We start from the raw sequence: 19,359 nt of genomic DNA, 5'->3' as shown, positions 1-19,359 counted from the left end.
GAACGAGCGTGGACATTCGCTTTCGCCGCCCGGCAAGGCGGTTCATCACCGGTCGGCGGTGGTCCTGTTACGCGGCCGGTCGAGCTGCAGCGCCGCCAGCACGCCGACCACCAGCACCAGGGCCAGCGTCAGCGCCGCCCACATCGCGACGTGCAGCTGCAGCATCCCGCCCGCGAAGGCACCCGCCAGCATCGCCGCCACGGCGACCACCTTCCGCAGCGGATGCGCACCTTCGCCACCCGCGGCCTTGGAGTCCGCCGCGAAGCCCGTCAGCGTCATCGTCAGCACCGTGGTCGTCAGGTCGGGGGCGCCGATGCGGCGGACCGCCGCGTTCTGCAGGCCCATCGCCACGCCCAGCACCACGATCAGCAGCTCGCTGCCCAGCCGCGTGCCGCTGCCCAGGGTCGCCGACAGCACGACCGCCACCGCGACCAGCAGCGCCTGGGCCGCGGTCGCCTTCCGCAGCGCGCCGTGGTCCTCCTCGACGCGCGCCAGCCGGCCGCCGGCGAGGGCGCCCGCCAGGAACGCCGCGACCGCCGTCAGCGACGCCACCACCGACAACGTCGTCTCGCCCGCCGCCGCGAACCCGAGGAACACGACGTTGCCGGTCATGTTCGCCACGAACACGCGGCCCAGCCCGAGGAAGCTGACCGCGTCGACCACCCCGGTCACGACGGTCAGCGTCAGCAGCGGCACCGCCAGGTCGCGCGGTTTCGTCTCAGCCATCCGGGCAGTCAACCACCCGGCGCGTGAACGCGCGGTCGCCGAGCGCGTCGGTGCTGTCGACGAACTGGTCGATCGCCCCGGCGGGTGACGCCGTCCCGGCGTACAGCGCGGCGGCGAACCGCTCGGCGTGGATCACCCGGAACGGCCGGTCGTGGAACGCGCTCGCCCGCGGCTCCAGCGGTTCGGTGAGCCCGAGGGCGTTGTGCGCCCCGGCGACGGTCTCGCCGGCCGTCACGAGGTGCCGTTCCCGCTCCCGCCAGGTCGTCGCGGCGAGGGCCGCGGTCAACGACGGCGTGAGCGTCGCGGCGACCGGCAGCCGCGCGAAGGCGCTGCCGAGCCACTTGCTGTACGGCGGGTACCGGCGCGCCATCAGCAGGCACAGCCGCATCAGGTCCCGCACGAGCCGCGCCGCGACGACGGCCGAGCCCAGCTCGTCCCCGACCTCCCCGCACCGCCCGGCGAACGGCTCCTCCTGCTCGATCCGCCGCCACTGGCACGCGAGGACGTACCGCCAGACGTCGTCCGGGTACCAGGCGACGTTGCGCCGCAGCACTTCCAGCCCGAGGTCGTCGTGGAAGACCGCACCGCCGGTGAACTCCGCGAAGACCTGCGTCGGGGTGGCGAGCCAGTCGCGCCGCTCCGGCCGGCGCGGGTCGAAGCCGAGCACACCGCGCGGCCAGTCGTCGAGCGTCGCGACGATCAGCTTCGCCGGGTGACCGAGGAACGTCTCCGGCACCCGGACCTCGCGGACGCGCGGCAGGAACAGCTGGACGCGCGCGGTCCAGTCGTGGTCGGCCGAGCGTTCCGTGTCGAAGCCGAGAACTTCGGAACCGGGGCCGAGCAACGCGGCGCTGTGCGGCTCGCCGGCGAGCAGCGGGCGCACTACGCCGGCGTAGAAGCGGCGCGCGAGTTCGATTCCGGAAATGAACGTCATACGGCCATTCTGGCTTACTAACGTGCGAAGCGCGCTTCATTATGCGAAGCTGCTTCGCAGCGCTTCGCGGGCTGAACCCGTTGTCACACAGGCAGAACACCCCACATCCCTTCCGGTGAATCCTCGCGCGGCACGCGGCATTTTGTCGGTGGTTGCCTTTAGCGTGCGAGCATGACCGAAAAGAGCACGGTGCGCACACGGGAGATGGGCATCGAGTTGAAGACCCAGCGCGAAGCGAAGCAGATGTCGCTGCGCGAGCTGGCCCGGCGCGCGGACTGGTCTGCGTCGAAGGTGTCCGGCTGGGAGAACGGCCGCCGCATCTCCCCGATCGACGCGGCGATCTACCTGGCCAACTGCGGAACCAAGGCCCCGGAACGGAACAGGTTGCTGGAACTGACGAAACCCCCGAGCGACCTCTACTGGGTGCGGCCGTACTTCAGCGCGCTCGTCGATCCCGCGAAGTCCCTCATCGTCCAGGAGAACCTGGCGACCCGGGTGATCTCGAACAGCCCGACGGCCCTGCCCGGCATGCTCCAGACCGAGGACTACGTCCGCACCCTCTACGAGATGTCCGGCCGGTACACCACAGACCGGCTCCAGCTCCTGATCCAGGCGAGAATGGACCGGCAACGGCTGCTGCAGCGGACGAACCCGCCGGACTGCCTGTACTTCGTCTACGAACACACCCTGCGCTCGATCGTGCGCGATCCGGCGCTGATGCACGAACAGCTGCAGTCCCTCGTGCTCGCCACCAACCTGCCCCACTGCACCATCCGCGTCGTGCCCGCCTCGGCGCCGCCCTACCACCTGGTCGGCAGCCGGTTCACGATCATGGAGTTCGCCGAACACCCCGCCGTGGCCTACGAGGAAACCTTCGCCGCGGGGCTGTTCGTCGACGACCGGGTCGCGGTCGAGGCCTTCTACGTCCTGCGCACCCGCTTGGAGCAAGCAGCATTGTCCGAACGGGACTCGCGCGAGTTCCTGATCCGCCTGACCGAGGAGTTCGAACTCATGACGGACTGAACCCACCCCCGCCCACGCCCCCTCCCCATCATTCCCTTGTGCTGACGGCCTTTCCGTCGTGCCAGACCGCCCGGACCCGACCCGGCAGGTCGGTCACGTCGAGGTCCGTGCCGTCGAGCAGCACGAGGTCGGCCCGCAGACCCGGCTCGACGCGGCCGCGGTCGTCGTCGAGGCGCAACAGCCTCGCCGCTTCGCTGGTGGCCGCCTTCAGGGCCGCCGCGTCGCCGAGGACCGCGGCCAGCAACCGCAGCTCGGTCGTCAAGTCGACATGGGGGCGTGGGGCGAGGTCCGAGCCCGCGGCGATCCGGACACCCGCCTCGGCGGCGAGGCGCACCGACCGGCGGTGGTCCGCGGCGAACTCGCTGTCGCCGATCGGCACCAGCGTCGGCACGAACCAGGCGTTCCCCAGCGCCGCAACGGCTTCGTCGTCCAGGAAGGTGCCGTGCTCGACGCTCCGCACCCCCGCGCGGGCCGCCGAGACCACGGCGGCGGACGTGTGCGCGTGGGCCATGGCGTCCCGCCCGCACCGGCGGGCCTCGTCGACCAGCGCGACGAGCTCCTCGTCGGTCGGGCGGACGTCCACGCCCGCGCGGACCGCCCGCATCGCCCCGCTCGCCCCCACCTTGATCCAGTCCGCCCCGGCGCGCACCATCCGGCGGACCGCCGCACGCGCCGCGTCCGGCCCGTCGAACAGCGGGTCCGGCAGCGACGGGTCACCGAAGTGGTCGACGGCGCCGGCGGGCGGCTCCCAGCTGTCCCCGAGGCCGCCGGTCGGGCCGAGCTGGCGCAGGCTGACCAGCAGGTCCGGCCCGGTGATCCAGCCTTCGCGCAAGGCGTGCTTGAGGCCGGCGTCGGCACCCCAGGCGTCGCGGACGGTGGTGATCCCGCGCGCGAGCAGCTTCCGCAGCACGGGCACGGCTTCGAGCACCCGGGCGCTGCGGGGCAACGGCTCCGGCCGCGGGAACGCGACGTGCGCGTGGCAGTCGATGAGCCCGGGGATCAGCAGCCCGCCCGCGCAGTCGACGCGCCGGGCACCGTCGAGCCCGGGGCCGACCTCGGTGATCCGGTCGCCGTCGAGCCGGACGTCCGCGCGGGTCGTCTCGCCGGTTTCGGGGTCGAGCACCCGCGCGCCGGCGAGCAGCGTCATGCCAGTTCCTTGCGGTAGATGAGAAAGTCGCACGGCGTGGCCAGCGACGGCGCGAGGTGCGGGTAGTCCTCGGCGAGGTCGGCGCGGTGGGTCACGCGGTAACCGAGCCGGTCGTACCACTCGGCGAGGAACTGCTTCGACGGGTGCGTCCACTCGCGCGGCACGAGCAGTTCCAGCTGCATCTCCCGGCAGCCCGCGTCCCGGCTCGCCCGCTCCGCGAACCGCACCAGCTCCCGGCCGACGCCGGCGCCCCGCCGGGCCGGATCGGCGGCGAGCATCCCGAACTCGCCGGTGTGGTCGTCGAGCCGCCGGAGGCGCACCGCACCGGCGAGGTCGCCCTCGACCCGCGCGACGGCGATCTCCCCGCCGCGCACGAACCCGGCCACCTCGCCGGCGGACGTCCGGTCGGTGCTCCCCCGCCACAGCCCCTTCTCGGACTCGGCGTAGACCTGGTTGACCAGCGCGGTGATCCGGTCGATCAGCGGCAGGTCCGCCGCCGCGGACGGTGGCAGCAGTGCGATCTCCATGGCCTCAGCCTGTCACGCCGGCGCGACGATCTCCGCCGCGAACCCCGCCAGGCCCGGCTCCCGCCGCTCGCAGGCCCGCGCCAGCCGGGTGACGTCGGCGGCCCAGTCACCAGTGGCCCGGTCGGCCGAGCCGATCCGCGCGAACCCGCGGTCGAGCAGGCCCCGCGCGTCCTCGAACCGGCCGCGCGCGACGGCCTTCACCCCGCCGAGCGCGTTCGCGAGCGCGCTTTTCGGGCGAGTGCAAGAAGTCGAGCGAGAACCGCACCGAAGCCACCGGCTGTACCTCCGCCAGCACCGGCACCAGCCACTCGACGTCGATGTCGCTGTAGCCGTCCGCCGTCCCGTGGGCCAGCGACCCACGCAAAGACGCTCGCGAACCGGCTTCGGCCGCCGAAAAAGCGGCCGGCGCACGGTTCGCGAGCGTCGAACGAGAGAGCGTCACTTGTCCCGGCGGAAGAGCTTGTTGCCCAGCCAGACGATCGGGTCGTACTTGCGGTCCGCCACGCGCTCCTTCATCGGGATGAGCGCGTTGTCGGTGATGTGGATGCCCTCCGGGCAGACCTCGCTGCAGCACTTGGTGATGTTGCAGAGGCCGAGGCCGTGCTCCTCCTGGGCCGCGTCACGCCGGTCGGCGACGTCGAGCGGGTGCATCTCCAGCTCGGCGATCCGCATCAGGTACCGCGGCCCCGCGAAGGACTCCTTGTTCTCCTCGTGGTCGCGCACGACGTGGCAGGTGTTCTGGCACAGGAAGCACTCGATGCACTTGCGGAACTCCTGCGAGCGCTCGACGTCCACCTGCTGCATCCGGTAGTCACCGGGCTTGAGGTCGGCGGGCGGGGTGAACGACGGGATCTCCCGCGCCTTCGTGTAGTTGAACGACACGTCGGTGACCAGGTCGCGGATCACCGGGAACGTCCGCATCGGCGTCACCGTGACGACCTCGTCCTCGGTGAACGTCGACATCCGCGTCATGCACAGCAGCCGCGGCTTGCCGTTGATCTCCGCCGAGCACGAACCGCACTTGCCCGCCTTGCAGTTCCAGCGCACCGCGAGGTCCGACGCCTGCGTGGCCTGCAGCCGGTGGATGATGTCGAGGACGACCTCGCCCTCGTTCACCTCCACCGTGAAGTCCTGCAGCGCGCCGCCCGTGTCGTCGCCGCGCCAGACCCGGAAACTCGCCTTATAACTCATTGCTTGCTCCCACCGGGGTGCGTTTCGAGTTCTCCGTCGGTGTAGTACTTCCCGAGCTCGCCGAACTCGAACAGCTCCAGCAGGTCCTGCCGCAGCGGCACCTGCTCCTTGACCGTGACGCCGACGTCCGGCACCACCGGGTTCTCCCCCGGCGACGACGAGCACACGAGAAGCTTGTGCCGCCACTCGGGATCCATGCCCGGGTGGTCGTCGCGGGTGTGCCCGCCGCGGCTCTCCGTCCGGGTCAGGGCCGCCTTCGCGACGCACTCGCTGACCATCAGCATGTTGCGCAGGTCGATCGCGAGGTGCCAGCCGGGGTTGAACTGCCGGTGCCCCTCCACGGTGACGTGCAGGATCCGGTGCCGCAGCTCGGCCAGCTTCACCAGCGCCTGCTCGATCTCGCCGGCCTTGCGGATGATGCCGACCAGGTCGTTCATCGACTGCTGCAGCTCGGTGTGCAGGGTGTACGGGTTCTCGGCCGACGAGCCCGCCGGCGGGTCGAACGGCGCGAGCGCCATCTTCGCCGCGGCGTCCACATCGGACTGCGCGACCGCGGGCCGGTCGGTCAGCCCCAGCACGTACTCGGCGGCGCCGAGCCCGGCGCGGCGGCCGAACACCAGCAGGTCCGACAGCGAGTTGCCGCCGAGCCGGTTGGAGCCGTGCATGCCGCCCGAGCACTCGCCCGCGGCGAACAGCCCGGGCACGCTCGACGCGGCCGTGTCCGGGTCGACCTCGATGCCGCCCATCACGTAGTGGCAGGTCGGGCCGACCTCCATCGCCTCCGCCGTGATGTCGACGTCCGCCAGCTCCTTGAACTGGTGGTACATCGACGGCAGCCGCTTCTTGATCTCCTCGGTCGGCAGCCGGCTGGCGATGTCGAGGAACACGCCGCCGTGCGGGGAGCCGCGTCCCTCCTTGACCTCGGAGTTGATCGCCCGGGCCACCTCGTCGCGCGGCAGCAGGTCCGGCGTCCGCCGGTTGTTGTCCGCGTCGGCGTACCAGCGGTCGGCTTCCTCTTCGCTTTCCGCATACTGGCCCTTGAACACCTCGGGCACGTACTCGAACATGAACCGCTTGCCCTCGGAGTTCTTGAGCACGCCGCCGTCACCGCGCACGCCCTCGGTGACGAGGATGCCCTTGACGCTCGGCGGCCAGACCATCCCGGTCGGGTGGAACTGGACGAACTCCATGTTGATCAGCTTCGCGCCCGCCCGCAGCGCCAGCGCGTGGCCGTCGCCGGTGTACTCCCACGAGTTCGACGTCACCTTGAACGACTTGCCGATGCCGCCGGTCGCGAGCACGACCGCCGGCGCGTCGAAGAGGATGAACCGGCCGCTCTCGCGCCAGTAGCCGAACGCGCCGGCGATGGCGCCGTCGCTGGTGAGCAGCTCGGTGACGGTGCACTCGGCGAAGACCTTGATCTTCGCCTCGTAGTCGCCGGTCTCGGCGAAGTCCTCCTGCTGCAGCGAAACGATCTTCTGCTGCATCGTGCGGATCAGCTCGAGCCCGGTCCGGTCACCGACGTGCGCCAGCCGCGGGTACGTGTGCCCGCCGAAGTTGCGCTGGCTGATCCGGCCGTCCGCGGTGCGGTCGAACAGGGCGCCGTAGGTCTCGAGCTCCCAGACGCGGTCCGGCGCCTCCTGGGCGTGCAGCTCGGCCATCCGCCAGTTGTTGAGGAACTTCCCGCCGCGCATGGTGTCGCGGAAGTGGACCTGCCAGTTGTCGTTCGAGTTCGCGTTGCCCATCGACGCGGCGCAGCCACCTTCGGCCATCACCGTGTGCGCCTTGCCGAACAGGGACTTGCACACGACCGCGACGCGGTAACCGCGTTCGCGCGCTTCGATCACCGCGCGCAGACCGGCACCACCGGCACCGATCACCACCACGTCGTAGCTGTGCCGTTCGACCTCGGTCATGTAGGGATTCCACCTCGGAAAATGGGGACGGTCTTGTCGGGAAGGACGGGTGTCAGTTCACGAATCTCAGGTCCGCGATGGTCCCGCTGGCCACGAGCATGACGTAGAAGTCGGTCAGCACCAGCGTGCCGAGCGTCGTCCAGGCCAGTGCCATGTGGCGGGTGTTGAGTTTCGTCACCTGCGTCCAGATCCAGTACCGCACCGGATGCTTGGAGAAGTGCTTCAGCCGGCCACCGGTCACGTGCCGGCACGAGTGGCAGGACAGCGTGTACGCCCAGAGCAGGACGACGTTGGCGAGCAGGACGACGTTGCCCAGCCCGAAGCCGAAGCCGCCGGTCTTCCCGTGGAACGCCATGATCGCGTCGTAGGTGTTGACCAGCGACACGACCAGCGCCACGTAGAAGAAGTAGCGGTGGACGTTCTGGATGATCAGCGGCAGCCGCGTCTCGCCGGTGTACTTCGCCTTCGGTTCTGCGACGGCGCACGCCGGCGGGGAGAACCACACCGCCCGGTAGTAGGCCTTGCGGTAGTAGTAGCAGGTCAGGCGGAACCCGAGCAGGAACGGCAGCACGACGAAGCCGAGCGGGATGAACCCCGGCAGATCGCCGAACCAGTGGCCGAAGTGGCTCGAGCCCTCGACGCAGGACGTGGACAGGCAGGGTGAGTAGAACGGCGTCAGGTAGTGGTAGTCGGGCACCCAGTAGGCGGTCCGCACGAACGACCGGACCGTCGCGTAGACGATGAAGGCGCCCAGCCCGAGCACGGTGAGCAGGGGCTGGAGCCACCATCGGTCGGTACGCAGGGTGCGTTCGGCGATCCTGGCCCGCTTCGGGGACCGGACGCCGGTGCCGACGCCGTTGTCAGCCGGAGCGCTCACCGCTGGTCGCGCTTGTAGCCGCCGACGCCTTCGTCGTCCGCGCCGTGCCACAGCGCCGGGTCGTACGGCGTGTCGGGAACTTGGACGCGCTCCGCGGCCTTCGCCTGCGTCGGTACCGCGAGCGGCGTGCCGTCGAGGTCCGCGGTGTCGATGTCGAGGCGCTCCACGTCGTTGGCGAGGCGGCGGATGGCCGAAGCGTCGCCGTAGCGCGAGCGCAGTGCGCCGACGCACTGCCTGAGCTGACCGATGGTTCGCCGCAGCTCGGCGATCTCGGAGGTGGACATCATGCCTCCCGTGTGGTGGGGCCGGCCGGGCCGGTTGGCGATCGCGTCGCCGGGACCGACTCTGCCGTTCGTCGTGCAGTGTGACAAGTAGCACATTAGCTAAGTAGGGGCGTGATCGGGGTCACTGGGGTTGATCTTCTGAATCGATTTTGATTCGGCGTTCGCGGCGGGTAGTGTGGCCAGCGTCACGACCCAGAGGCGCCAGTGCAGCCGTCCCGCGGACCACCACGAACCAGTGATCCGGAGCCGGACATGAGCAACCCCGCCACCACACCCCTGCACGAGACCGTCGCCGGCGTCACCGCGCGGATCACCGCGCGCAGTGCCGCGACCCGCACCGCGTACCTCGGCCGCATGGCCGCCGCGCACGCCGAAGGCCCGGTCCGCCGCGGCCTGGCGTGCAGCAACCTCGCCCACGGCTTCGCCGCCATGGAGGGCGCCGACAAGGAGGCGCTGCGGGCCGCCCGTGCCCCCGGCGTCGCGATCGTCTCCTCCTACAACGACATGCTCTCGGCGCACCAGCCGATGCAGGAGTACCCGGCCTGGCTGAAGAAGGCCGTGCGCGGCGCGGGCGGTGTCGCCCAGTTCGCCGGCGGCGTGCCCGCGATGTGCGACGGCATCACGCAGGGCCGCGCGGGCATGGAGCTGTCCCTGTTCAGCCGCGAGGTCATCGCGATGTCGACGGCGATCGCGCTGTCGCACGACATGTTCGACGCGAGCCTGCTGCTGGGCGTCTGCGACAAGATCGTGCCCGGCCTGCTGATCGGCGCCCTGTCGTTCGGGCACCTGCCGGCGATCCTCGTGCCCGCCGGGCCGATGAACTCCGGCCTGCCGAACAAGGAGAAGGCACGGGTCAGGCAGCTGTACGCCGAAGGCCTCGCGACCCGCGAAGACCTCCTCGACGCCGAAGCGGCGTCGTACCACTCGGCCGGGACCTGCACGTTCTACGGCACGGCGAACTCCAACCAGATGGTCGTCGAGGTGATGGGCCTGCACCTGCCCGGCGCCAGCTTCGTCCAGCCCGGGTCTGCGCTGCGCCGCGCGCTGACCGAGGAAGCCGGGCGCCGCGTCGTCACGCTTTCGCGCGGCGAGGAGTACACGCCGGTCTCGCGGATCCTCGACGAGAAGGCGTTCGTCAACGGCGTCGTCGCGCTGCTGGCCACGGGCGGCTCGACCAATCACACGATGCACCTGGTCGCGATCGCCGCGGCCGCCGGCATCCAGCTGACCTGGGACGACTTCTCCGACCTCTCGGCCGTGGTGCCGCAGCTGGCGCGGGTCTACCCGAACGGCAGCGCCGACATCAACCACTTCCACGCCGCCGGCGGCATCCAGTTCCTGGTCGGCACGCTGCTCGACGCCGGGCTGCTGCACGAGGACGTCCACACCGTGGCCGGCTTCGGGCTGCACCGCTACCGGGCCGAGCCGATCCTGTCCGACGGCGAGCTGGTCTGGCGCGACGTGCCGACCCGCAGCCTCGACGAGGAGGTGCTGCGCCCGGCGTGGCGCCCGTTCGCCGCGGACGGCGGGCTGCGGATGGTCGCGGGCAACCTCGGCCGCGCCGTGGTCAAGGTGTCCGCCGTGGCGCCCGAGCACCGGATCGTCCAGGCGCCGGCGCGGGTGTTCACCACGCAGGAGGCGTTCACGGCCGCGTTCGAGGCCGGCGAGCTGGACCGCGACGTCGTCGTGGTGATCCGGCAGCAGGGTCCGCAGGCCAACGGCATGCCCGAACTGCACGGCCTCACCCCGGCGCTGGGGGTGCTGATGGACCGCGGGCACCAGGTGGCGCTGCTCACCGACGGCCGCATGTCGGGCGCGTCCGGCAAGATCCCGGCCGCGATCCAGGTGACGCCGGAAGCCGCGGCGGGCGGCCCGATCGCCCGCGTCGCGGACGGTGACGTCGTCCGGCTCGACGCCGCCGCGGGCACGCTCGACGTCTTCGTCGGTGACGAAGAACTCGCCCTCCGTGAACTTGTGGACGGGCCGCCGTCCGAAGCATCCTGGACCGGCACCGGCCGAGAGCTGTTCGCCGCGTTGCGCCGTGCCGTCGGCCCCGCCGACCAGGGCGCTTCGGTGTTCGGGGGTTTGACGCCGGAGCACTTCGGCATTCCCACGCACTCGTTGGAAACCCAGGAGGTTGGTCAGTGACCACCGGTTCGGACCTGCTCGCGCTGTCCCCCGTGATGCCCGTCGTGGTGATCGACGACGCCGACGACGCGGTGCCCACGGCCCGGGCCCTGCTCGCCGGCGGGATCGGGGTCATCGAGCTGACCCTGCGCACGCCGGCGGCGCTGGCCGCGATCGAGCGCGTCGCGACCGAGGTCCCGGACATCGTGATCGGCGCCGGCACGGTCACCTCGCCGGGCCAGGCGAAGCAGGCGGCCGACGCGGGAGCGAAGTTCCTCGTGACGCCGGGCTGCACGGACGCCGTCGTCGACGCGTGCTTCGAGTCCGGGCTGCCGTTCCTGCCCGGCGCGAGCACGGTGTCGGAGGCGATGAAGCTGGCCGAGCGCGGGCTCACGGCGTTGAAGTTCTTCCCGGCCGAGGCGTCCGGCGGGGTCGCGTACCTGAAGTCGATCGCGGGGCCGTTGCCGTCGCTGAAGTTCTGCCCGACGGGCGGGATCACGGTGGCCTCGGCGCCGACGTACCTCGCGCTGCCGAACGTCGGCTGCATCGGTGGTTCGTGGCTGACGTCCTCGATCGCCACCGGCGATTTCGCCACGATCGAGAAGCTGGCCGCGGAAGCCGCGCGGCTGTAGCGCAGATCACCTGCAGGAAGTCCCTCCCCGAACGGCGGAACCGGCGTCCGGATTCCGGGAGCACCGTTCCAGTGCGCTGGAACGGTGCTCCGAGAGAGTGTGGCGGCCGTCATGGGTTCCGCCATTCGTTCCAGTCACCGGGGCATTCGCGCCACGGTCGGTGATTCACCGCCTGTTAACGTCCCCCCTCGCAATTTCCAGCGAGGAGAACCGGTGTCCCTGACCAGCGTGGTCGCCCCCAGCACGTCCCCCGAGAACGTCGCCGCACTCGTCGGCGAACGGCTTTCCCTGTCCGCGCTCCACCAGTTGTGCGGCACCCTCGGCGGCTATTCCTTCGTCAAGGTCGTGGTCGATCGCGAACTGCGGACGATCCACTTCCTGAACGACGCGCGCCATTCCTTTCACGCGATCTATATCGGCGAGGAGATCCTCGGCGTCCCCGAAGCACGGGTGCGCGCCGAGATCGACGGCTACAACGAACGCTTCTACCACGCACCGGACCGCCGGTTCCTGCTCGGCATCCTCGCCCTGCACACGCGGCAGGAGAAGAAGATCCTCTCGCTGGAGACGGTCGAGGTCGACACCATGCCGGCCGCGCTGATCCGCGAGTTCCACGCCTTCGTGGCGGAGTACGTCGACCCGGCACTGCCGTTGCTGTTCAAGCCGGCGAACCAGCTGCAGGAGCGGCTCGTCCGGGAGATCCCGGCGGCCGAGCTCCCCCGCGTCTTCGCCCATGAGCTGTTCTCGACGGCGCCGTTCGTGGCGCTGAACCCCGGCACGACGACCGGGCGGCTGCGCGCGTTCCGGACCGAAGCCGAGTACCGGGCCGCCACTGCCACAGGCGGGCTGGCCTGGTCGGACATCATCGTGATGGACCGGGTGCCCGACGACATCCCGCGGCTGTCCGGCATCGTCAACGCGCGGCACACGACGCCGTTGTCGCACACCAACGTGCTGGCCACCGGCTGGCAGATCCCGAACGCCGTCCAGCTCGGCGCGCTGGCCGAGATCGACCGCCGCGGGCTCGACGGCAAGTGGGTCGAGTACACCGTGGACGCTCGGTCGCTCACGCTGCGGGAGGTCGACGAGCCGGCCGACGCGGCGCCGCCGTCCTGGTACGCCCAGCGCGTCACGCTCGAGGAGCCCGAGTCCGACCACAGCCCGATCGTGAACCTCGCGCGGCTGCGCGCGGCCGACCGCTACCGCTACGGCACCAAGGCGGCGAACCTCGGCGAGCTGCACCACGTCCTGGCCTGCGGCTCGCAGCGGCTGCTGGGTTTCTACCAGGTCCCGCGGCCGCCGCGGGAGAACCTGCTCCCACACCTGGCCCAGCTGCTGGGCATCCCCGCCGGCGCTTCGGTGGCCGACCTTTCCGACGCGGCCCGCCGGCTGCTGGACGAGCGCATCCGCGTGCCGCGCGGGATCGCCCTGCCGTTCTCCCTGCAGCGGCGGTTCCTCGAGTCGTCGCCGCGGATCCAGCAGGCGATCGGCAAGCTGAAGATGGCGCTGGAGCTGGACGCGCGGGAGATCGAGCCGTTGTGCGTCGAGCTGCAGAGCCTGATCCGCTCGGCGCGGATGCCGGGCGCGCTGGCCGGGGAGATCGACTCCGCGCTGGTGTCCCAGCTGGCCGGGGTGCGCGCGTTCGTCGTGCGCAGTTCGTCGAACGCCGAAGACCTCGCCGGGTTCTCGGCCGCCGGGATCTACGAGTCGATCAACCACGTCACCACCGCCGAGCGGATCTTCGCCAGTGTCAAGGAAGTCTGGGCGTCGCTGGTGTCGGTGCGCAGCGTCCGGCTGCGCCACCAGGCCGGGATCTCGCTCGACGAGTGCTACATGGGCGTGGTGATCCAGGAGCAGGTCGCGGCCGACTTCGGCGGCGTGCTGGTGACGACGAACCCGATGAACCGCGCGGACTTCCGCACGGTGTACGTCAACGTCTCGCCGAAGGTCACCGACGTCGTCGACGGCTCGACGCTGCCCATGCAGTACCTGTACTCGACGGTCGAGGGCGGCGGCCGCACGGTGTCCCTGGGCGACGCGGCAGCGGATCTCGACGAGCGAGCCCACGAGCAGCTGCAGCGGCTAGCGGTGGCCGGACGCCTGCTGCAGGCGCACTTCTCGCCCGACTACACCTTCGACTCGCCGGTGGACGTCGAGTGGCTCGCGGACCGCGACCACGTCCACATCGTCCAGCTGCGCCCCTATTCGGCCTGACTTTCCCGGGAGACACTCATCATGCTGGGCTTCCGCCTGCCCGCGAAGCCGGCCGTGCAGCGCGCCGTCCGGCTGACCTACGGGTTCCAGTTCTTCTTCGGCCTGTTGTTGTGGGTGCCGATCTTCTACCAGTACCAGAAGCTCGTCGGCCTCGACGACGGCCAGATCTTCGGCATCCAGAGCATCTACTACATCGTGTTCTGCCTGCTGGAGATCCCGACCGGGATGATTGCCGACCGGTTCGACTACCGGACGTCGCTGAAGGCCGGCGCCGCCGTGCTCGTGGCCGCGAACCTGGTGCCGGTGTTCCTCGGTTCCTACACCGGCTTCCTGATCCACTTCATCCTGATCGCCCTGGCCAGGTCCCTGATGTCCGGCGCGCAGAGCGCTTACCTCTACGAGTACCTGCACGCTCAGGGCGAAGGTGAGCACTACCTTCGCGTCGAAGGGGTCGGCCGCGCGTACAGCCTGATCGGCAAGATCGTGTACTGGCCGGTGATCGGCCTGCTGATGGCGTGGAACCTCCCTTCCCCGTACTGGCTGACTGCTCTCAACGCGGCCATCGCCCTGGCGTTCGCCTTGAAGCTGCCGCCGATCCCGGGCGGCCGCCGCGCGGCCGGCAAGACGGCGTCACTCCTCGCGGGCGTCGGCGGCGCACTGTCGGCGCTGCGGTCGTCACGGTGGTTGTTCTTGCTGATAGTGCAGGGCATCGCGATGTTCACGCTGGTGCGGATTTGCCAGGTGAACCTGTTCCAGCCGATCCTGGAGTCGAAGACGCTCTCGGTGAACTGGTACGGCGCGGTGCTGGCCGCCATGACGGTCTTCGAGGCCCTGGGCGCGGCCCGCCCCCACCGGCTGCGGCGCGCCATCGGCCCGGTTGCCTCGGTGTTCACCCTGACCATCGTGATGGCCCTGTGCCTGGGCTTCATCGTCCCGGCCGGCACGATCCCGACGGTGCTCCTGCTGTGCGTCTTCGCGGTGGCGACGGGCATCTCGTTCCCGATCCAGAAGCAGCTGCTGAACGACTCCATCCCGGACTCCCGCTACCGCGCGACACTCCTGTCGATGGAGTCCATTGTGGACCGAGCGGTGTGCGCGGTGGTGGCGGTCGCACTGGGCGCGTACCTGTCGGCCGGCCGCCTCGACGAGTTCCTGGTGCTCTCGGCGGTGGTCACGTGCGTGGCGATGGGCCTGCTGGCGATACTGCTGCTGGCGGTCCGCAAACACCGCTCCGACCGCCGGCCGCCGGTCGGACGGGAGCCGGTGTCCGCTCACTCCGCCTGACACGCGGGCCGGTGCTCGCAGGCCGGTGCTCGCGGCCGGCCGAGCACCGGCACTGTGCCCTGTCACCGTGCTCCGTCACCGGCGACGGGGCTCCCGGTCGTAGTACACCGTCATCGTCAGGTCGTCTTCGCCCTCGGTGACCTCGCTGTGGAAGGCGATGTCCTGCACCTGGACGTCACCGAGCTCGTCGAGGGTGTCCGCGACCCGGCGCAGCAGGGCCGCCACGTCACCCTGCCCGGGCCCCGCGGCGTTGCTGAGGGAGAAGTGCCGGATCGTCCACTCGTCGCTCGGGGACGCCATGGTCAGTCGATGTAGGCGTCGTCCAGCAGGGTGGACTCCGCGCCGTACTCGCGGAGTTCCTCCTTGATCACCGTGTACGCCAGCCCTTGCGGGTAGCCCTTGCGCGCCAGGAAGCCGAGCAGGCGCCGCAGCGCCGTCTGCTCGTCGACGTTGCCCAGGGACCCGAGCCGCTTGCGGACCAGCTCCCGGGCCATCTGTTCCTCGGACTCGCGGTCGACCTCGCCCGCCGCCTGCGCCGCGACCTCGTCGTCGACGCCCTTGCGCCGCAGCTCGGCCAGCAGCGCGGTGCGGGACAGCCCCTGGGTCGTGTGCCGGGACTTCACCCACAGCTCCGCGAACTCCGCGTCGTTGACCAGCCCCGCCCGGTCGAGCTTGCCGAGCAGGTTTTCGCTGGTGTCCTCGTCGAAGCCCTTGCGGTGCAAGGCCTGCCGGAGCTCCTCTTGAGTACGCGCCCGCACGGCCAGGAGGTCGTAACAGACCTCTTTGGCCTTCTTGAAGCGCTCCTCCGGGGGCAGCTCCGACGGCGGGATCTTCGGTGCCCTCGCCACCTCGGTCACTCCTTGTCGTTCATGCGCGCCTCACCGTGAACCGCTGCCACGGTGAGGACCAAGGACCCTCTCCTAGAAGTCGACCGGCGCCGGCACGGCTTCGACGGCTTCGACGTCGAGCTGCGGGCCGATGCCGAGCTTCTCCTTGATGCGCTTCTCGATCTCGTTGGCGATGTCCGGGTTCTCGAGCATGAACTTCCGCGCGTTCTCCTTGCCCTGGCCGAGCTGGTCGCCCTCGTAGGTGTACCAGGCACCGGACTTGCGCACGATCGCCTGGTCGACACCCATGTCGATGAGCGAACCCTCGCGGGAGACGCCGTGGCCGTACAGGATGTCGAACTCGGCCTGCTTGAAGGGCGGGGCCATCTTGTTCTTCACGACCTTGACGCGGGTGCGGTTGCCGACCGCCTCGCCGCCGTCCTTGAGGGTCTCGATGCGGCGCACGTCGAGCCGGATGGAGGCGTAGAACTTCAGCGCCTTACCACCGGTCGTGGTCTCCGGGGAGCCGAACATGACGCCGATCTTCTCGCGCAGCTGGTTGATGAAGATCGCGGTGGTGCCGGAGTTGTTCATGGCACCGGTCATCTTGCGCAGCGCCTGGCTCATCAGGCGGGCCTGGAGACCGACGTGCGAGTCACCCATCTCGCCTTCGATCTCGGCGCGCGGCACGAGCGCGGCCACGGAGTCGATGACCAGGATGTCGAGTGCGCCGGAGCGGATCAGCATGTCCGCGATCTCCAGCGCCTGCTCACCGGTGTCCGGCTGGGAGACGAGCAGCGCGTCGGTGTCGACGCCGAGCTTCTTGGCGTACTCCGGGTCCAGCGCGTGCTCCGCGTCGATGAACGCCGCGATGCCGCCGGCCTTCTGCGCGTTCGCCACCGCGTGCAGGGCGACCGTGGTCTTACCGGAGGACTCCGGGCCGTAGATCTCGACGACACGGCCGCGGGGCAGCCCGCCGATGCCGAGTGCGACGTCGAGGGCGATCGAGCCGGTGGGGATCACGGCGATGGGCGCGCGGCCGTCGTCGCCGAGACGCATGACCGAGCCCTTGCCGTACTGCTTGTCGATCTGCGCAAGGGCGAGTTCGAGCGCCTTGTCCTTGTCGGGTGCTGCAGGCATGGAAGTCCACCTCGCTGGTATGAGCCCGCCGGGGCTCTGTTCGGTTCTTCAGCTGTCCGGTCCGACGCTAGCGGCGGGGTCCGACAATTCCAGGCGCGGCGCCCCATCTGTGGATCGCTGGACCCGTATGTGGACAACACCATAGACGAACACCTGTTCGAGATCGGCAGCGACACACCCTTGCGCTAGGATTTTCGCCCGCCCGGGTAAGGGCTGGCCGGATCCCCGCAGGTCAGCGCCGTTCCGCCGGGACGTCGAAGGCGTCGCAGACCTCTCGCCAGATCTCTTTCGCCGGGATTCCCGCGGTCAGCGCCTGGTCGACGGTGCGGCCGCCGAGCGCGCTGAGCACGTGATCCCGTGCCAGCACCTGGGCCCGCCCGGGACCGAACTCGTCGGCCATCAGCCGCCGGAAAACCGTGATGCGCATCGGAGCCATGCTATCCGGGCGGTCGTGCCGGGCACGAACGGCCCGTTCGCGCCCTTCCCGGGTCAGTTCCGGGTCAGCTCCCCGGCTGGACGCTCGCCTCGAAGTAGTCGGCCAGCGTGCCCGGCGTGGTCGCCGCGGCCTGGTCGCTCAAGTTCAGCTGGTAGATGAAGCCGGTCAGCGGCCGGTCCGACACGGTGAACACGAGCACCGCCGACGTCCTGCCCGCGGCGGACGCGTAGTGGCCCTTGAGCCCGTTGCCGCCCCAGTCGGCCTCGGTGCGGTCGCCGCCCGCGGAGGTGAGCAGGCCGTCGGTGTACTGCTTCAACGTGTCGGCGTTGTCGCCGTGGACGTAGGTCACCTGGGTGCCCGCCCGGCCTGGCGCGGAACAGGTCGACGACGCACCGAGGTTCTCCGCCGGCGCCGCCGGGCCGTTGCCCATGCCCGGCTTGCAGTCGCCGGTGTCGGCGATCTTCCCGGCGAGCTGGCGCAGGCAGCCGGTGAAGCCCTTGTCGTCGGCCTGGCCCGGCGTCTTGCACTGGTCCGCGGTGTAGGTCGTCGCTGCGGACGACGACGTGAGGAAGAACGTCAGCCCCGCCGCGAGCACCACGACCACCGCGACCGCGATCCCGATGACCAGCTTCTTCCGGCCACCGGCCTTCGGCTCGGCCTGCTCGGCCGCGGGCGAGTACGCCGGGAAGTTCGACGGCGCGGGGGCCTGCACCCGCTGCGGCCCGCTGGGCGGGAAGCTCGAAGGCGCGTAACCCGGGTACTGCGGCGGAGGCGGCGGCGCGTACTGCGGGCGGTGCGGCGCGGTGCCGGCGGCCACGGCCCCTTCGACGTTCTGCGTCCGCGCGCCGAGCCCGTCGCGGGCGACGTGCTGGGCGCCGAGCGCGACGGCGGTCTCCGGCTGGTCGAGGCTGCCCGGCACGACACCGAGCTTCTCCGCGATCATCGCGCCGACCAGCGGCAGCCGGCTCGACCCGCCGACGAGGTAGATGCCCGCGAGCCGGTCCGGCGTCAGTCCGGACGAGCGCAGCGTCCGCGCCAGCAGCTCCACGCTGCGCAACATCGCCGGGCGGACCAGGCCTTCCAGCTCACCGCGCGTGACCAGGACGTCCTTGAACGGCTCTGGCATCGGCACCTCGGTCTGCGGGTGCCGCGAGAGGGCCTCCTTGGCCGCCTTCACGTCCTCCTGCAGCGCGCGCCGGGTCCGGCGGTCCGCGGTCGACTCGGGCCGCAGCAGCCGCTGCCAGCGCTGCGGGTCGGAGTGCGAGACCTCGCGCCCGACGTGCACCATCAGCGCCTGGTCGACGTCGAGGCCGCCGAGGTCGGGCAGGCCGTCCTCGGCGAGCACGGTGAACCCGGTCTGCGTGGCGCCGACGACGGCGACGTCGAAGGTGCCCGCGCCGAGGTCGTAGACGGCCAGCGCCTGCCCGGGCGCGAGGGCCTTGCCGGGGAACGACGCGAAGTGCGCCGCCGCGGCGACCGGCTCGGGCACCAGCAGGATGTTCCCGCCGATCCCGGCGAGCCGGGCGGCGGACATCAGGACGTTGCGGCGGGTCGGCCCCCACTGCGCGGGGTGGGTCAGCCGGACCTCGTCGGGCTGTTCGCCGCCGAGCTGGCGCGACGTCTCCTCGAGGACGCGGCGGAGGATGGCGGCGAGCGCCTCGTTCACCGGCACGACGTCGGTGCCCAGCAACAGGGTCTGCTCGTCGATGCGGCGCTTGGGGTTCGGCTCGAACCGGGTCGGGTCGAGGCGGGCGCGGCGTTCGGCGTCGCGGCCGACCATGATCGTGCCCTCTTCGGCGGCGAACACGGCCGACGGCATGTTGGCCGAACCGTCCACTTCGACGACCCTCGGCGGCATGCCGTGCGCCGACAGCACGGCGACGGTGTTGGACGTCCCGAGGTCCACCGACAGGATCCGCACAGCACTCCCCTTCGCGAAAACACGCCTTGACGACGCTGGCCGTGATGCTGCCACGTGCGCGGTCACCGTGCGTGCGGACCCGCGAAAGTCGCTGCCGCTCGGCCGAGCTGCGCACTTCGCGCAACCCGGTTGCACACTCTGCGCAAGTCGGCG

General features: G+C 70.7%; 19 protein-coding genes. 5 read left to right on the top strand and 14 right to left on the bottom strand.

Annotated features, from left to right (window positions below):
- Positions 1-45: 45 nt before the first annotated feature.
- Both ACLJQZ_RS12485 and ACLJQZ_RS12480 read right to left on the bottom strand, forming a co-directional pair.
- Complete coding sequence (locus tag ACLJQZ_RS12485; RefSeq protein ID WP_410620173.1) at positions 46-726, bottom strand: YoaK family protein; 681 nt, start codon at positions 724-726, stop codon at positions 46-48.
- Positions 719-1,660, bottom strand: coding sequence for a DUF4037 domain-containing protein (locus tag ACLJQZ_RS12480; RefSeq protein WP_410620172.1), 942 nt, complete (start codon positions 1,658-1,660; stop codon positions 719-721). Before ACLJQZ_RS12480 ends, ACLJQZ_RS12485 begins: the two co-directional genes overlap by 8 nt.
- A 171-nt stretch (positions 1,661-1,831) precedes the next feature.
- Here ACLJQZ_RS12480 and ACLJQZ_RS12475 point away from each other — a divergent pair, with 171 nt between their 5' ends.
- The gene (locus tag ACLJQZ_RS12475) at positions 1,832-2,683 is read left to right on the top strand and encodes a helix-turn-helix domain-containing protein (RefSeq protein WP_410620171.1); all 852 of its coding nucleotides are present in this window, start codon (positions 1,832-1,834) and stop codon (positions 2,681-2,683) included.
- A gap of 28 nt (positions 2,684-2,711) precedes the next feature.
- Here ACLJQZ_RS12475 and ACLJQZ_RS12470 read toward each other — a convergent pair whose 3' ends face one another.
- From ACLJQZ_RS12470 to ACLJQZ_RS12440, 7 genes are all read right to left on the bottom strand, one after another.
- Positions 2,712-3,830 carry an amidohydrolase family protein gene (locus ACLJQZ_RS12470; RefSeq protein ID WP_410620170.1) on the bottom strand — a complete coding sequence of 373 codons (1,119 nt, stop codon included), beginning with the start codon at positions 3,828-3,830 and terminating at the stop codon, positions 2,712-2,714.
- A complete protein-coding gene (locus tag ACLJQZ_RS12465) occupies positions 3,827-4,357 on the bottom strand; it encodes a GNAT family N-acetyltransferase (protein WP_410620169.1) in 531 nt (176 codons plus the stop codon). Before ACLJQZ_RS12465 ends, ACLJQZ_RS12470 begins: the two co-directional genes overlap by 4 nt.
- A 12-nt stretch (positions 4,358-4,369) precedes the next feature.
- A complete protein-coding gene (locus ACLJQZ_RS12460; RefSeq protein WP_410620168.1) occupies positions 4,370-4,558 on the bottom strand; it encodes a hypothetical protein in 189 nt (62 codons plus the stop codon).
- Between the two features lie 237 nt (positions 4,559-4,795).
- On the bottom strand, positions 4,796-5,548 hold the full coding sequence (locus tag ACLJQZ_RS12455) for a succinate dehydrogenase/fumarate reductase iron-sulfur subunit (protein WP_247063007.1): 753 nt from the start codon (positions 5,546-5,548) through the stop codon (positions 4,796-4,798).
- Complete coding sequence (locus ACLJQZ_RS12450) at positions 5,545-7,464, bottom strand: fumarate reductase/succinate dehydrogenase flavoprotein subunit (protein ID WP_410620167.1); 1,920 nt, start codon at positions 7,462-7,464, stop codon at positions 5,545-5,547. The genes ACLJQZ_RS12455 and ACLJQZ_RS12450 overlap by 4 nt, the downstream gene beginning before the upstream one ends.
- A 52-nt stretch (positions 7,465-7,516) precedes the next feature.
- The gene (locus ACLJQZ_RS12445) at positions 7,517-8,341 is read right to left on the bottom strand and encodes a hypothetical protein (RefSeq protein WP_410620166.1); all 825 of its coding nucleotides are present in this window, start codon (positions 8,339-8,341) and stop codon (positions 7,517-7,519) included.
- Positions 8,338-8,625, bottom strand: coding sequence for a hypothetical protein (locus ACLJQZ_RS12440; protein WP_410620165.1), 288 nt, complete (start codon positions 8,623-8,625; stop codon positions 8,338-8,340). The genes ACLJQZ_RS12445 and ACLJQZ_RS12440 overlap by 4 nt, the downstream gene beginning before the upstream one ends.
- Positions 8,626-8,877: 252 nt before the next feature.
- Between ACLJQZ_RS12440 and edd the strand changes: the two genes are divergently transcribed.
- From edd to ACLJQZ_RS12420, 4 genes are all read left to right on the top strand, one after another.
- Positions 8,878-10,773: a phosphogluconate dehydratase gene (edd, locus tag ACLJQZ_RS12435; RefSeq protein WP_410620164.1), complete on the top strand. Its 1,896-nt coding sequence runs from the start codon at positions 8,878-8,880 to the stop codon at positions 10,771-10,773.
- Positions 10,770-11,384, top strand: a complete 615-nt coding sequence (gene eda / locus ACLJQZ_RS12430; protein WP_410620163.1) for a bifunctional 4-hydroxy-2-oxoglutarate aldolase/2-dehydro-3-deoxy-phosphogluconate aldolase — start codon at positions 10,770-10,772, stop codon at positions 11,382-11,384. Before edd ends, eda begins: the two co-directional genes overlap by 4 nt.
- A gap of 213 nt (positions 11,385-11,597) precedes the next feature.
- A complete protein-coding gene (locus ACLJQZ_RS12425; RefSeq protein ID WP_410620162.1) occupies positions 11,598-13,598 on the top strand; it encodes a PEP/pyruvate-binding domain-containing protein in 2,001 nt (666 codons plus the stop codon).
- A gap of 21 nt (positions 13,599-13,619) precedes the next feature.
- Positions 13,620-14,882, top strand: coding sequence for an MFS transporter (locus tag ACLJQZ_RS12420; protein WP_410620161.1), 1,263 nt, complete (start codon positions 13,620-13,622; stop codon positions 14,880-14,882).
- Positions 14,883-14,957: 75 nt separating this feature from the next.
- On the opposite strand, the gene ACLJQZ_RS12415 is transcribed toward ACLJQZ_RS12420, so the two are convergent.
- The 5 genes from ACLJQZ_RS12415 to ACLJQZ_RS12395 all read right to left on the bottom strand — a co-directional run bounded on the left by ACLJQZ_RS12415 (position 14,958) and on the right by ACLJQZ_RS12395 (position 19,206).
- Entirely contained in the window at positions 14,958-15,182 is a 225-nt protein-coding gene (locus tag ACLJQZ_RS12415) for a hypothetical protein (protein ID WP_410620160.1), read from the bottom strand.
- 2 nt (positions 15,183-15,184) lie between these two features.
- Positions 15,185-15,712, bottom strand: a complete 528-nt coding sequence (locus ACLJQZ_RS12410) for a regulatory protein RecX (protein WP_410620425.1) — start codon at positions 15,710-15,712, stop codon at positions 15,185-15,187.
- Positions 15,713-15,802: 90 nt separating this feature from the next.
- A complete protein-coding gene (gene recA, locus ACLJQZ_RS12405) occupies positions 15,803-16,849 on the bottom strand; it encodes a recombinase RecA (protein WP_410620159.1) in 1,047 nt (348 codons plus the stop codon).
- A 232-nt stretch (positions 16,850-17,081) separates the two neighbouring features.
- Positions 17,082-17,276, bottom strand: a complete 195-nt coding sequence (locus tag ACLJQZ_RS12400) for a DUF3046 domain-containing protein (RefSeq protein WP_247062976.1) — start codon at positions 17,274-17,276, stop codon at positions 17,082-17,084.
- A gap of 73 nt (positions 17,277-17,349) precedes the next feature.
- Entirely contained in the window at positions 17,350-19,206 is a 1,857-nt protein-coding gene (locus ACLJQZ_RS12395; protein WP_410620158.1) for an Hsp70 family protein, read from the bottom strand.
- Positions 19,207-19,359: the final 153 nt, after the last annotated feature.

The sequence above is a fragment of the Amycolatopsis sp. cmx-8-4 genome, assembly GCF_046548675.1.
Classification (GTDB): Bacteria; Actinomycetota; Actinomycetes; order Mycobacteriales; family Pseudonocardiaceae; genus Amycolatopsis.
Note: the sequence above shows the minus strand (reverse complement) of the source record. Positions and strands in the feature narration are given on the sequence as shown.

What these genes read in the sequence shown, in the direction of transcription:
- ACLJQZ_RS12485 (WP_410620173.1), bottom strand. Translation starts at nt 726, where the DNA reads ATGGCTGAGACGAAACCGCGCGACCTGGCGGTGCCGCTGCTGACGCTG.
- ACLJQZ_RS12465 (WP_410620169.1), bottom strand. Translation starts at nt 4,357, where the DNA reads ATGGAGATCGCACTGCTGCCACCGTCCGCGGCGGCGGACCTGCCGCTG.
- ACLJQZ_RS12450 (WP_410620167.1), bottom strand. Translation starts at nt 7,464, where the DNA reads ATGACCGAGGTCGAACGGCACAGCTACGACGTGGTGGTGATCGGTGCC.
- recA (WP_410620159.1), bottom strand. Translation starts at nt 16,849, where the DNA reads ATGCCTGCAGCACCCGACAAGGACAAGGCGCTCGAACTCGCCCTTGCG.
- ACLJQZ_RS12475 (WP_410620171.1), top strand. Translation starts at nt 1,832, where the DNA reads ATGACCGAAAAGAGCACGGTGCGCACACGGGAGATGGGCATCGAGTTG.
- ACLJQZ_RS12470 (WP_410620170.1), bottom strand. Translation starts at nt 3,830, where the DNA reads ATGACGCTGCTCGCCGGCGCGCGGGTGCTCGACCCCGAAACCGGCGAG.
- ACLJQZ_RS12480 (WP_410620172.1), bottom strand. Translation starts at nt 1,660, where the DNA reads ATGACGTTCATTTCCGGAATCGAACTCGCGCGCCGCTTCTACGCCGGC.
- ACLJQZ_RS12440 (WP_410620165.1), bottom strand. Translation starts at nt 8,625, where the DNA reads ATGTCCACCTCCGAGATCGCCGAGCTGCGGCGAACCATCGGTCAGCTC.
- ACLJQZ_RS12400 (WP_247062976.1), bottom strand. Translation starts at nt 17,276, where the DNA reads ATGCGCATCACGGTTTTCCGGCGGCTGATGGCCGACGAGTTCGGTCCC.
- ACLJQZ_RS12420 (WP_410620161.1), top strand. Translation starts at nt 13,620, where the DNA reads ATGCTGGGCTTCCGCCTGCCCGCGAAGCCGGCCGTGCAGCGCGCCGTC.
- ACLJQZ_RS12415 (WP_410620160.1), bottom strand. Translation starts at nt 15,182, where the DNA reads ATGGCGTCCCCGAGCGACGAGTGGACGATCCGGCACTTCTCCCTCAGC.
- ACLJQZ_RS12455 (WP_247063007.1), bottom strand. Translation starts at nt 5,548, where the DNA reads ATGAGTTATAAGGCGAGTTTCCGGGTCTGGCGCGGCGACGACACGGGC.
- edd (WP_410620164.1), top strand. Translation starts at nt 8,878, where the DNA reads ATGAGCAACCCCGCCACCACACCCCTGCACGAGACCGTCGCCGGCGTC.